This window comes from Salinactinospora qingdaonensis, assembly GCF_039539445.1.
Classification (GTDB): Bacteria; Actinomycetota; Actinomycetes; order Streptosporangiales; family Streptosporangiaceae; genus Salinactinospora; species Salinactinospora qingdaonensis.
This window is the reverse complement of the sequence record NZ_BAABDD010000012.1, coordinates 34059-46662: the sequence shown is the minus strand read 5'-3', so window position 1 is coordinate 46662 and position 12604 is coordinate 34059. Positions and strand designations below refer to the sequence as shown.

General features: G+C 70.9%; 9 protein-coding genes. 1 reads left to right on the top strand and 8 read right to left on the bottom strand.

The window, feature by feature from the left end; translation table 11 throughout:
- Positions 1-7 precede the first annotated feature (7 nt).
- Positions 8-637: a helix-turn-helix domain-containing protein gene (locus ABD848_RS14180; RefSeq protein ID WP_344971919.1), complete on the top strand. Its 630-nt coding sequence runs from the start codon at positions 8-10 to the stop codon at positions 635-637.
- 250 nt (positions 638-887) lie between these two features.
- On the opposite strand, the gene ABD848_RS14175 is transcribed toward ABD848_RS14180, so the two are convergent.
- From ABD848_RS14175 to ABD848_RS14140, 8 genes are all read right to left on the bottom strand, one after another.
- Complete coding sequence (locus tag ABD848_RS14175; protein ID WP_344971917.1) at positions 888-2084, bottom strand: FAD-dependent oxidoreductase; 1197 nt, start codon at positions 2082-2084, stop codon at positions 888-890.
- Between the two features lie 46 nt (positions 2085-2130).
- Entirely contained in the window at positions 2131-2649 is a 519-nt protein-coding gene (locus tag ABD848_RS14170) for a fumarylacetoacetate hydrolase family protein (protein WP_344971915.1), read from the bottom strand.
- 387 nt (positions 2650-3036) lie between these two features.
- A complete protein-coding gene (locus ABD848_RS14165) occupies positions 3037-5517 on the bottom strand; it encodes a TIGR03986 family type III CRISPR-associated RAMP protein (RefSeq protein WP_344971913.1) in 2481 nt (826 codons plus the stop codon).
- A complete protein-coding gene (locus ABD848_RS14160) occupies positions 5514-6260 on the bottom strand; it encodes a hypothetical protein (protein WP_344971911.1) in 747 nt (248 codons plus the stop codon). The genes ABD848_RS14165 and ABD848_RS14160 overlap by 4 nt, the downstream gene beginning before the upstream one ends.
- Positions 6257-8038, bottom strand: coding sequence for an RAMP superfamily CRISPR-associated protein (locus tag ABD848_RS14155; protein WP_344971909.1), 1782 nt, complete (start codon positions 8036-8038; stop codon positions 6257-6259). Before ABD848_RS14155 ends, ABD848_RS14160 begins: the two co-directional genes overlap by 4 nt.
- Positions 8035-9909: a hypothetical protein gene (locus ABD848_RS14150; RefSeq protein ID WP_344971907.1), complete on the bottom strand. Its 1875-nt coding sequence runs from the start codon at positions 9907-9909 to the stop codon at positions 8035-8037. Before ABD848_RS14150 ends, ABD848_RS14155 begins: the two co-directional genes overlap by 4 nt.
- Positions 9906-10625, bottom strand: coding sequence for a hypothetical protein (locus ABD848_RS14145; RefSeq protein WP_344971905.1), 720 nt, complete (start codon positions 10623-10625; stop codon positions 9906-9908). The genes ABD848_RS14150 and ABD848_RS14145 overlap by 4 nt, the downstream gene beginning before the upstream one ends.
- Entirely contained in the window at positions 10622-12427 is a 1806-nt protein-coding gene (locus tag ABD848_RS14140) for a hypothetical protein (protein WP_344971903.1), read from the bottom strand. Before ABD848_RS14140 ends, ABD848_RS14145 begins: the two co-directional genes overlap by 4 nt.
- Positions 12428-12604 lie beyond the last annotated feature (177 nt).

Genomic DNA, 12604 nt, shown 5'->3' with positions numbered 1-12604 from the left:
TAGAGAGATGACCGATGACGACTTCTCGACGGTGCTCGACGAGGTGGGCCCGCGGCTGCGGGCCCTGCGACGCACGCGCGACACCACGCTGGCCCAGCTCAGCGAAACGACCGGGATCTCGCTGAGCACGCTGTCGCGGCTGGAGTCCGGCCAGCGCAAACCGACCCTGGAACTACTGCTGCCGCTGGCCAAGGCGTACGGGGTACAACTGGATGAGCTCGTGGGCGCGCCGGCCACCGGCGACCCCCGCATCCACCCGCAGCCCTTCACCCGGCACGGCCAGACCTTCATCCCGCTGACCCGCTACCTCGGTGGGCTACACGCCTACAAGCAAATCCTGCCGGCAGGACGGCCACCGGCGGGCGTGCGGCCCGAGCAGCAAACCCACGAGGGCTACGAGTGGCTCTACGTGCTCTCCGGACGGCTGTGGCTGGCCCTCGGCGACCGGGACCTCATCCTCACCGCCGGCGAAGCCGCCGAGTTCGACACCCGTATCCCCCACGCCTTCACCAACGCCGGGGAACAGCCCGCGGAGTTCCTCAGCCTCTTCGGTCCGCAAGGCGAACGAATCCACGTGCGGGCACGCCCGGCCGTTCGTGACCGCTCGCAGCGCCCACGAACGGCCGGGCTCGCCTAACAGGCGGGGAGTTCCCGCGCGTCGGTACTGCCCTGGAGAAGGACCGCCTTCCGGGACGCGGCACGCTCCACCGCCCCCTCGCTCGGCCCACCCACGGCGACAACCCCAGGACGAACCGCTCCCACCCCACCGGAGCGGGACGCCTGTGTCGATCGCGGCGCCACAACCGCGCTCCAGCCACGACAACCGCCGGTCCTTCGCCGCGCCGCCGAGGTGGCGCGGCGAAGGACCGGCGAAACGACGAGACGAGCTAGAGGCTGTAGAGCCAGTCGATGTGCTTGAAGTCGGCCGGGTCGCGGTCGGTGAACAGTTCGTTGCGCAGCAGTCGGGCAAGCCCGTCGACGTGCCAGATGTCGCCCCACACCCGCGCCGCGCGCTGCACGCCGGCGGTGCGCTCGGTACGCGCCCGCTCATAGGCCGCCAAGGCGCTGGGCCAGCGCGGCGTGTCGGCACTGGCCGTCTTGGCTAACTCCGTCGACAGACAGTGCGCGTCCTCGATCGCCTGGCAGGCGCCTTGGGCGAGGTACTGCAACATCGGATGGGCGGCGTCGCCGGTGAGGGCGAACCGTCCCGAAACCCAATTGGAGATGGGCTCGCGGTCGTACATCGGCCACCGGCGGTCGCGCCACAGTGATCCCAGACCGCGGCGCACTTGGTCGCACGCGCCGGCGAAAACCTCGTCCAACTCTTCAGGGCCGCCCCAGTCGGCCTCGCCACGGTGGTACGACGGCGACTCGAAGACGGCCACGGTATTGAACAGCTCTCCGCCCCGCAGCGGGTACTGCACGAGATGGCGGCCCGGCCCCAGGTAGACCACCACCTCCTCCAGTGCCCGGTCGTCGAGCTCACGGTCGAGCTCGGCGACGGGAAACGCACCACGGTAGGCGACGTATCCGGAACAGACGGCTTCGTCGTCGGTGAGCTTGACGCGCAGCGAGGAGTGCAGACCATCGGCGGCCAAAAGCACGTCGGCGCTGAACTCGTGCTCGCCGGCGCGGGCCACGGCCGCCTCCGGCCCGATCTCGACGTCGTCGACGTCGGTGCCCGGCACCAGCTCGACACCGGCCGCGCGACAGCCCTCGACCAGGATGGCGAGCAAATCGCCGCGGTGGAGGACGACGTAGGGCGCGCCGTAACGAGCCTGGAACTCCTCCCCCAAGTCGAGGTGGGTCAGCTCCCGGCCGTCGAGGGCGTCTTTGAACACCAGCCGGCGGGGCAGCACCCCTTTTTCGAGCACGGCATCGAGCATGCCCCACTCGCGCAGGATGCGGGTGGCGTTGGGCGCCATCTGCAACCCGGCCCCGACCTCGGCGAACCGGGAGGCCCGCTCCAGTACCCGTACCCGCTGCCCTTCCTTAGCGAGGGCGTAGGCGGTGGCGAGCCCGCCGATACCGCCGCCGACGACGATGACGTCGCTGCCGCCGCCAGCCGTGACACCTTCACTCATGTCGCTACCTCCGTCGCACGGGCCGTTCGCGCCGGCCGTATCCGTCTCAAAGCCACGGGCCCAGCCCGGGCGCGTGGGGGGCTCTACCGGTGAGCCACTCCGCGAGGGCGGCGTCCTCTCCCCCGGCCGCGCGCTTGGTGACCGCGTCGGCGGTTGGGGGCTCGTCGGCGCGATGCACCGTGGCGCCGACCACAATGGTCGACTCGGCCTCCGAGTCGACGGCGTCGGACTCGGGTGCGAGGTCGATGTCGTCGGCGGCGCCGAGCAGTGCCTCAGCGAACTTGACGAGCAGGGTGGGGTGCTCGGGGAGGTCACGGCCCATCTTCAGGATGTGGGGGCGACAGTTGAGCCCGACACACACCGCCTCGCTGGCCCGGGGCACAGCGGGAGCGAACTCGACGAGCTCTAGCGCCGGCCGGCTGGCGGTGGCCAAGGCCGCCAACGCCCGCCGGTCCGGCCGGACCGAGAGTTTTTCTAGGTCGGCACAGCCGAGGCCGGCCTGCCCGTTGTCGTCGACGCGCGCGGCGCGGGTTCCGGCAACGCTGCGGATGGCGGTGAGCTTCACGCGGTGCTTCCCTTCGGATCGATCTGGACGTGGCCCCGGTGGAGTCGTTCCAAAGAAGGGGTATCGCTGAACCGGAACAGGTCGAGGCCGTGTTCGGTGCCGACGGTCAGAGCCTGACAGGTGACGGCGCCACGGACAGATCACCGCGCTCGACACCCCCTGGGGTCGCCGGCACTGACCTGACCGCCCCCTCGAAAACCTGCAAGAGCGAGGAGCCGACCTGGCCACGAACCGAAACGCTTGCGGCGAGGTCGCGCCATTCACATGTCGGGGCGGAAGGGGGTGCCCCTGCCGGTGCCAGCAGGGTGCCTGTCAAGTCACAACTGCCCGACCGCGACTCGATCATCCACCTCCCCTATCGGGAGGACTCGCCGGTAAACGCCCGGATCACCCACGGGTGCCGCAGTGGTCAAAGCGTTCGACGATGGTGGGCAGCACCGGGTAGAGCGCGAACTCGTCCAGTTCCATGGGACGGGTGCACGCATATGGCAATCGGTCGCGCCACCGGGCGGCGAGCAGAAGGGCGTTCACCCGTTCGACGGAGCGCCAGTCTTTCGGAGGGGCGGGCTTGGGCCTGCTGCCGTTCGAGGGCAGTTCGGCCTGCTCCTGCTCCCAAGACAGCAGGGCGGTGTCGAAGGCGTCCAGGTAACCGCGCACCTCGCCCTCGGTGGCCTCGTGGATGCCGGCGTGCGGGTCGAGCGAGGTAAGCCGCTCCTCGTGGTTGACCAGGTGCAGCCGCGGCCGGATATGGACACTGCCCATGCCCAGCGTCTTGCCCATCCCTATGCGGTGCGCGTGTGAGGGGGTGGCCGCGGGGCCGCCGTCGGCGGGGTTGTCCAGCAGCAGCACCCGCATCAGCGCTCCGAGTTCGGCGTCGGTGAGGTTGGAGAACGTGATACGCCCGCGGAAGGTGAGGCCGCTGCGTAGCGGGAGCACGTCGCGTTTGGTGTCACCCGGCTCCACCTGGTCGGGGTGCAGTTCGGCGTAGCGGTCCGTCTGCTCGTCGTGGCGGTGCAGGTAGATCTTGTAGCCGTTGAGGTCAACCGTCCCCTCGTGCGCCCAGGTAACCAGGTCAGGTTCCTCGCCCCACCTGTTGCCTGCGGGTTGCAGCACATAGTTCGTGAAGCAGGTGCGCCCCGGTTTGAGCAGCTCCACGCGCAGCGGGTTCTCGAACTCGTAGGGGCTGTCGGTGCTCACCGCGTTGCCGAACGAGACCCGTCCCCGCGCGGCGGGGACCCGCTCGTCGAACAGGTCGATGTCGCCGAATATCGCCCGCGGCACGTCTACCCGGCGGCCACGGCCCTCCCTGTCCGTGTTCTCAGGGCTGAACACCTCGCCGGGGACGGCGTCGCGGATGGGATTGGTTTCAGGCCCCCGCACGGCGACCCGGTAGCTTCCCGCGCGGCCGAAGGAGACGACCTCGCCTTCTTCGACCTGGTACCACACCGGCTCGTCGGCGTTGCGCGCCAGCGTGCCGTAGGTTCCTTCGCGGAGCTTGCGCCGTTGCGGGTCCTTGCCGCCCACGGCGACCTCGTCGGTGAAGTTGCGCTGCTGGAACTGAGTGACCTGATCGGCGGAATCGACCATGCGCACCAGCGACTCGGGCACGGGCAGCGGAGGTTTGGTCCCCTCAGTGGGAAACAGGTAGGCGTTCTTGCGCTCGCCCGTGATCCCAGTCAGCACCAGGACAGCGGGGATCTGGCGGATCGAGACGATCTCGTGGGGCTCCTTGGTGAAGAGGAGCTCTGGCCCGCGCTTGCCCCGTTTCTCTGCTTCCCGCCTGGCCTTCTCCAATCGCCCGCTCCAGTGCTTTTGCAGACGCTCGCGAACGTCGCCCTCGTCGCCCTCCTCCATGGACTCCCCTTCGGGCAGGACCGCCATCGCCCGAAAGTTGTACTCATACAACGGGTTTCTGGGGTTCACTTCGACCTCAGGACACAGCGCGACCACCTTGAGGTACTGGAACTCGCGGTGAAACTCACCGGGTACATAGTTGTCGACCTTGTCCTGCTCTTGGACTCCGGGTATAGGCGGCAGCTCGAACGAGGGGAAATCCTCCGGGAAGCAGTTCTCGAAGTCCTGCTTCAAGTCGCTCAACCGAATCTGTAGGGGTCGGTCTAGTGCCAGCGGGTGAATCCGCCATCCGTCTGCTTCGTGGCGAAGGAACCCGGCTGTCACCGGCTGCCACGGTGGGCTGGGCGGAATACCGTGGCGCTTCTTGGTGTACTGCTCTTTCAGACCCCGCATCACCGTGCGAGCACGATCGTTTCGGTGTGAGCTGGCCGGTGCGCGGAAGAACAACTGCGGAGTGTTGACCGGGCCGGTCTCGCCGCCGGTGAACATGCGCAGGTAGTTACGGACCATCCCTCGAAGCGAGGCCCCCGGGATGGCCGGTGAGCCGTCGATCGTCAGAGACCTCGCGGCCTGTTCGCGCTCCTCCTCTTGGGTGGCGCCGACGAACAGCGGGGTGAGGTTGCGGATGTCCACTTCGATCCACCCGGTGTGGGTGCCGGGAACCCGGCGGTCGTGACTGCGCAGCAGCTCACCTTGGGAGACGTCAAGACCACTGTGCAAACGTTCTGCGGGCATCGGCCGCTCGGACAGCGGAACCAGGCCGTAGGGGGACACGGCGCGGTAGCCGTGGTCGTGGCCGGGGCCGGGGTCGACGACCCTTCGCTCGCCCTGCTGGTTCGAGCCGGCGGAGGGCTGCCGGCCGGCGGGACGGTTGGGGCCGGCGGAGCGCTGCGGTCGGGATTGCCCAGTCCGCTGGGTCGGCGGTGCCGGTCGCGGCTGTTGCTGCCCTTGCCTGGACGCGGCGATCTTCTTGCCCACCTGCCCTGGGTTCGGCACATCGCGTCGCTCACTCATTCGTCGTCTCCTTGGTCGAGTGCGGAGGGGGCTTGGGTCGGCAGGGAGGTGGCGGGCTTGTCGCCGGCGTGGTAGCCGGTGAGGCGGTGGAAGGCCACGTGGACCGCGCCGGTGGTCTCGTCCTGGGCCCAGTACTCCCGGAGGCACAGCCAACTTCCGCGGCTGACCGGTGTGCGGCCTTGTTCGCGTTCCTGTCGCGTCGGCCGCGTCACCCCGAAGTCCTTCCAGTCCGCGTGCGGCAACGGGTGCAGCACCCAGGAGCCGGACGGTTCGCGTCCCCATGTCATGGGCGGGCCGCCGGCGACCTTGTCGCGGTGGGGCTTGGTCTCGGTTCCCAGCAGCAGGAACGAACGGTCGCGGGGCTTGAGGTAGGACGGGAGGGCTTCGCTCTCCGCACGGTCCTCCACGGCGCTGTGGCCGAACTCGGCCACCTCTCCGATCCGGATCTGGGCGTTCTCGGAGAACACCACCAGCTCCAGCAGCCGCCAGGCTTCGCCGTGCTCGCCGGAGAGCCGATCGGCTTGGGGGTTGGAGTAGGCCAGTTGCCACTGGCCGTCGGAGCACCCGCCGGTGATGCGGGTGTCGCCCAGCTCGGCGAGGAGCCACTGCTGCGCGTTCGGGTCGAGCGCGTCGAGTGCCGTGCAGCGCCGCCGCTGCCCGAACACGTCGGCGAACACTCCGGCGATCGTGTCGTGGTCGAGTTCGGTGATACGCACCCCGCGCGGGGTCGCGTCGGCACTCATGTCGTCGCGTTCTCCTTCTCGTCGGCCCGCTGCCGGTCGGGCGCCTGCTCCCGCTGGGGCCGCACCTGCGCGCGCAGCACGGCCAGCCACTCCTCGACTTGTGCGCGTTCCCGACCGCCGGGCTCGTCCAGCGCGGCGAGCAGATCGACGGTGACCGGCTCGCCGCCGGGGCCGTGGCGCACCAGCTCGGCCGCGGTGATCGCGACCCGGCCATGCCCCACGCCGGCGCCGCCGCCGAGACTGTCCATCGGCACGGTGTAGAGCTCCCGCACGATCAGCGCGAGCAGTCCCCGCAGGGCGTCGTCGGGTTCGCGCACGTCCAGCACGAACTGGGAACCGCCGCCGGCGTGGACGCGGTCGGTGAACAGCCGGCCGTCGACGGTGTCGCCGAACAGCGCGTCGATGGTGTTACGGGTGGTCAGCAGCTCCGTGCCGCTGACCGTCGGCGCCTCGCGCAGCCGCACGCGGGCCGGGGTGGGCTTCGGCGCTTCGGCGTCCTCGGGCTCGCCGCCCCACCAGCGGGTGTGCCAGGTACGGGCGGGGCTGTCGGCCGGCCAGTCGTCGCGGTGCGCCTGACCGGACAGCTCGCGCACGAGGCGGCGCCCGATCCGTTTGAACAGTGCGAACAGGGCGCTGTCGCCGAGCAGCGGTTGGGAAACGAGCTCTCCGGAGTCGGTGACGCGGGGCCGTTTGCGGTGGGCGCGGTCGACCTGGACGAGGTCGTCGGTGCGTGGGGTGTCGCCGACCATCAGCAGGCCCGGCCGAGTCGCGGTGTCCCCGCCGGTGTCGCCGTCACCGCTGGGCAGGAACGCGGCGGTGGGGCGCTCGCCGACCGCGAGACTCAGGCGCAGCTCGTCGCGCGCCCGCTGGTCGACGCCGAACTCGGCCAGGTTCGTGGCGAGGCTGCGCGCCGCCTCTGCGGCCGCGTTATGACCGCTGTTCAAAGCGCTGGTGAGGCAGTCACGCAAGCGGATGACGCTACCGGCCCCAGTGTCGGGGGCCAGCGCCTCGCGCGCCCGCTGCCACCGCTGCTGCCAGGTGAGGGCGAAGAAGTCGGCCCAGCCCTGCGGGGTGCGCACATCGTGGCGGCGGGCGTGCCACGTCTCGGCGCGCACGGTGCCGAAGCCGCGTCCGGTGCGCGCACCCACCTGGATGCCGGGGGCGTGCTCGGGGCCGGACAGGCCGTCGGCGGCCAGGGCGAGCAGCGCCAGCAGCCGCCCCTCGTCGGCGTGTTCGGTGACGTGCAGCCGCAGAGTGACGGCGAACCCGGTCCCGGCCGGGAGCACCTCCGTCTGCCAGAACATGCCCGGGGCGACGGCGCCGCTGTCGGGTTGCACCCGGTTGCCGACGCGCACCGCGACCGGCTCGTGCTCGGGTAGCTCGCCGTGGGCGTCGTCGAGGTCGAGCGGGCTCATCGCGACCTTGGCTTCGGGGGCGTCGACGTCGTCGCGGATGTCGGCTTTGCCGAACAGGTGTGCGACCGTTTCGGGCTCAGCTCCCTTGTCCCCGCGGCCGAAGTGGTCGGCGAGGTGGTGGCGCAGCAGCCCGGCCAGGGTGGTGGCACGCAGCCGAGGGTGACCGTTGGTGGGGTCACGGTCGATGAGCAGGTCCACGTCGCTCTCGGCGGCGTGGACCCCCGTGGGGGCGGCGGCGCCGATGTGGGTGTCGCCGAGTAGCCGCAGCCGGGTGGTGATCTCCCAGATCACACTGGGTTGGCGGATGTTGCCGGCGACGAACTCCTCGCGTAGCCGAGCGTCGACGGGGTGGGGGGTGCTCACGGGCGCTCCTCTCCGGGCTGGCCGGTGCTGCCGGTGGTGTCGTCGTCGCGGGCGCGGCGGGCGGCTTCGGCGAGCCAGGTGACGATGAGCAGCCGCGCCAGCCGGGCGCGGTTGGCGGGATCGTCGAGCCATGCCTGAGCAGCGTCGCTGGGGCGGCTGCTGTCGGTGTCGCGGGCGAGGTCGACTTGGGCGATCTCCCAGGTGGCGTCGGGGCCGTAGCGCTGCCACCACTGCGCCGCGGTGTCAGAGGCGGCGGCGCGGACGAGCCAGTCGCGCAGCGGTACCGAGCCGCCCTTGTGCGTCACCTTGGCTGCGGCGACCGCGTGCTGAGCGGGGGGCGAGAACTTCTTGTGCGGCGATGGCGGTTCGGCGTCGTCGCCGCCCACGACACGGGCGAGCGTGGTGAGGGTCTCGGCGGCCGGTTCGGCGGGGTTGTGGGTGGCGACCTCGCGCAGCCGCCCGAGCAGGCTCGGGGTGGGCAGGTCGGCGGGACCGGTTCGGGCGACCAGGCTGCGGGCCTGCGCGCGTACCGGCTCGGCTATGGCTGCCCACAGCAGCCGGTCGAACAGTTCCCGCACTTCAGGGTGAGGGCTGGTGTCGCCGCCGGTCAGGACGGCATCGGGCCACTGCGAGCTGACCCGCGCGGTCTCGCCATCGGCCAGTGTGACGGGGCAAAGCTGCTCGGGATCGACTCCGGCGGGAAGCACCGGGGCGTCGGTGTGGACGGTGGACGTGGCTACGGGACGGCAGTCCAAACCGTCCGGTACCTCTCCCCCGGGACCTTTGCCGCTGTCCGGCCGCAGGGGCAGCACCACGAAGCACCCGAAGCCATCGGCCGCACGCAGCCCCACCGTCTCGGCTTCCAGGTGGCGCACCTGTTCGGCTGGGATCGGGCGATGGGCGCGCAGCCGCACCACCGAGCCGGCAGCGGCGGTCCAGCGCGCGGCCATGGCGCTGTGGTAGCGGGTGTGGTAAGCCTCCACGCGCTGGGGGTCCACCAGGTCGCCCGTCAGCTCGACGGTGTCCGCGCCGAGCACCCGGTGGGCCAGCTCCAGCACCCGTCGCGGCAACGCCTCGGGGCGGGGCTCGCCGGTGGCGTCGGTGACCAGCGCGGGAGCCAGCAGCACCAGGTCGCGTTCCTCCCCTTCGCCCCAGTCGGGCCGGTGCGTGTCGAGGCGGCTCTGGGCCAGGGGCAGCTCCCGCCCGTTGACAGGGGTGATGCGCAGTCCGCCGCCGTGGGCGCGGGTGGCGCCGGTGCCGATGACGAGGATGTCGGCGGCCTCATGCAGCACCCCCAGGATGCGGTCGGCGAGGTCGGCCAGCTCGTCGGTGCTGTCGGCGCGCAACTGCCAGCGGGCTTCGAACACCTGGCCGGCGTCGAGCATGGTGTTGAGGAACGGCACCCCCTGCAAGGGGGTGGCGCCGTCGCGGGACGCGGCGAGGTACTGCTCGACGCGCGTCGCAACGGTGACCGGCTGTTCCAGGTCGGGGGTGATGAACCCGCCGATACGCTTGCCCAGCTCGGATTCGTCCGGAGCGGCCAGCACGTCGAGAAAGGTGTGCTCGTCCCGGCCGTCGGACTTCACCCGGTGCAGCGCGGCGGGAGTCGGCACGGCGACCGTGGCAGGCCGGTCACTGTCCTCCGTCCGGGGCAGCGCGGGCGCGAACCGGATGTACTTCCCGGAGGCGATCCAGTCGTCGATCAGGTGACCGTAACCGAGTTTTCCGAGTGCGGCAGCGAGCATGCCGCGCTGGGTCCGCCCGGAGATGCTCGACTCGGTCTCGTGGTGCAGTGGAGAGAAGTCCTTAAGCAGTACGGCGGTGCCGGTGAGCAGGAACCGCAACGGCAGGTATCCGGTGAGGGTACTCATCGACCCTCTCCTTTCGGGGTGTCGGCCGCGGGGGTGAAACCGGCCAGCCGCACGGTGTGAGCGTGGGCCTGCTCGGGGTCGCTGCCGCCGGGCGGGGCCAGCGCCACGGAGAGCCGCCCCCGCCCGCGGGTGACCCTGGCGCCGGCGGTTGTGGTGGCCAACACGGCACGGGCCAGAAACCGCACGTAGCCCTCGGTGGGGGTGACGGCCCAGCGCAGCTCGGCTTCGAGCCGCAGCCCGGAACGCAGCGCGCGGTTGGTGCGCAACCGGCCGTCGACGGGGGCGCCGTCGGCGTCGACCTCGGTGCCGCTCTCGTAGCCGGTGTAGGCCTCGGTGACCGCTCGGGCCAGCCGCAACCGCTCGGGGATGCTGCCGCCGCGCTGCCGCATGGCCCAGGCGACGGCCGCGCGCACCGACTCCGGCAGCCGGGCATGGCCGACGCGCAGGTTCCGCAGCTCGTGGCCGGCTTTGCTGCCGAACAGGTCGACGGCGGCGTCCGTCAGCACGTGGGCGGCGGCGTGGTCGGTGTGTTCGGAGCGCGCCGCCAGCACCGCGCCTTCGCGCAGCCGCGCGTTGAGCCGGTGCCGCGGCAGTTGGGGCAGGCCGTGGGAGTCGGTGACGATATCGGTGTCGGCGTTGGTTCCGGTCTGGCTCGGCCCGGTGAACAGGGCGGGTGAGGCGAGGGTGACGAGCAGCCGGGTGGGGTGCTCGCTCATGCGGCGCCCCCTTCGATAGTGGCCGGTGACACGTTCGGTGCCGCGGCGAGATCGACGTCGAGGTGGGTGTCGAGCAGGTCGATCGCTTCGCGCAGCAGCGCGTTCCTCTTGCCCCTGGGCCAGGGAGGCAACTCGGTGGGCAAGCCGAGAGAAGCGCGGCGGGCCAGTTCGGCGTCCAGGGCGCCTCGCGCCGCACCACCGTCGAGCAGCGCGGGCAACTCGCTGAGCAGCCAGGAACGGTGAGGTTCCCACTGCGAGCCACGCAGACTGGTCGGCTGCTGAGGGTCGAAGCCGTAGGCGAGGAACTCCTCGAACTCGGTGCCGAGCATGGGTTGGGCGCCCGGCTCGCCCTCCTCGGAGGTATGACGCTGTTCGAAGCGCCGTATCACGTGCTCGGGAGCGTCGAAGTCCAGCGACCACGCCACCACGTGCTCACTGGCTTTGGGGTCAAAGTAGTTGTCCGGATCGATCTCCTCGGCACGCCGTTGTTTGGCGAGACGGCACAGTTCCTCGCTAATCCGGTAAGCGGCGATGAGATGGGAGCCGACCGGCTGGACGGCGATGCCGACCTTCGTGGTGGGGACACCGGTCTTGGGGCACTCGCCGTCGTGTCGGGACAGCAGCGCCGTACGCGCCCATGGCTCGTCCAGGCGAGTGGTGAACGGGAGGCGGGGATCGTCGGGGGCGGCGGCGCTGTCGGGAACAGTGTCGAGCCAGTGCAGCGCGAAGCGAGTGAGGCTCCACGCCAGTCGGGCATCGCAGACGATGGTGAGGTCGTCGCCGGCCACCACGATGGGCCGCACCGGCACCTGCACTCCGCGGGTGGGGTGAGTGTAGGCGCGCAGTCGCCCGTCGGCGCCGCTGCCGGTGATGACCGGCTTACCGTCGTCATCGATATACAGGCTGTCGGCGACGGCGGTGGTCATCGCCTTCGCCAGCCCACTGGTCAGTGTGTGGATCTGCTGGGAGACCTCACGCATACCCGCGATCGGGTCCTCGCCGTCGGCGGCCAGGTTCTCCCGGTGCCCGCGCAGGGTGTCTCCCAGGTCGTTGAAGTCGATGTGGATGACGGCCTGGCGACTCACGTCACCCATCTCGCGGCCCAGGTGCTCGACGCTGCGGGGCAGGCCGAGCTGTTGACCGCCGATCTCGGGCCGCGCCTGAGCCAGCCATCGCTCGGCGTGCTCGTCGTGCCAGTTGCGGCCGCGCCAGCGGGCGTGGAGCACGTCGCGGGCGACGCGCTCCGGACGGGAGCGGTTGGGGTTGGAGCGGTCGGTGCGGGAGTTGTCGAGGACTTCGGCGGGGCGACCGGTAACGCCGCAGAGGGCGGTGACGCCGTAGCCCATGACCGGGGTGTGGGTAGGGCCTCGCCGAGAGTGGACGAGTTCCCTGTTCAACCGCTCTTGGGCCTCGGCGAGTGATGGCGCCTCCTGCTCCGGGCCGAACGCCACGTGTGCCACCACCGGCACGAGCTGGTCGGAGACCTCACGCAGCCAGCGGGTGTAGCAGGCGGTGAACTCCTTGGCCCGCTGGGCGTCACCGAAGGCGACACTGAGGGCGCCGCCGGCGTCGCGCAGCACCCTGTGTTCGTCGACGCCGGCGAGCAGGCCACCGATGCCGTGGCCGTTGCAAGGGTCGGTGTCGGTGAGGTCGGCGACCAGCGCGGCCCGGCCGACGGCGTCGAGCAGCCGATGGCCCTCGTAGACGAACGTCTGGATACCGCGCAGGTCGACACCGACCAGCACCCCGGATTCCGCCACCCAGGACTCTGGCTCCTCGGGCGGTGGGGGCGAAGGGGTCATCGTGTCCTCTCTTCAGGGGGTTGACTGTGGGGTGGGCGCGGCAGTGCGCCCGCAGGGGGCGACCTCCCGCGGAATGTGCATGACTTCGCGGATCGAAGCCACCGGTCAGCGGAGGCGAGGCCGCCGCTGCACCGATGGGCTCGTCGCTGCCTCGCACCGACCGGCTGGTCAAGGGCC

Bases quoted from the DNA above. Each gene is read 5' to 3' on its own strand.
- ABD848_RS14180 (WP_344971919.1), top strand. From the start codon at position 8: ATGACCGATGACGACTTCTCGACGGTGCTCGACGAGGTGGGCCCGCGG.
- ABD848_RS14175 (WP_344971917.1), bottom strand. From the start codon at position 2,084: ATGAGTGAAGGTGTCACGGCTGGCGGCGGCAGCGACGTCATCGTCGTC.
- ABD848_RS14165 (WP_344971913.1), bottom strand. From the start codon at position 5,517: ATGAGTGAGCGACGCGATGTGCCGAACCCAGGGCAGGTGGGCAAGAAG.
- ABD848_RS14160 (WP_344971911.1), bottom strand. From the start codon at position 6,260: ATGAGTGCCGACGCGACCCCGCGCGGGGTGCGTATCACCGAACTCGAC.
- ABD848_RS14150 (WP_344971907.1), bottom strand. From the start codon at position 9,909: ATGAGTACCCTCACCGGATACCTGCCGTTGCGGTTCCTGCTCACCGGC.
- ABD848_RS14145 (WP_344971905.1), bottom strand. From the start codon at position 10,625: ATGAGCGAGCACCCCACCCGGCTGCTCGTCACCCTCGCCTCACCCGCC.
- ABD848_RS14140 (WP_344971903.1), bottom strand. From the start codon at position 12,427: ATGACCCCTTCGCCCCCACCGCCCGAGGAGCCAGAGTCCTGGGTGGCG.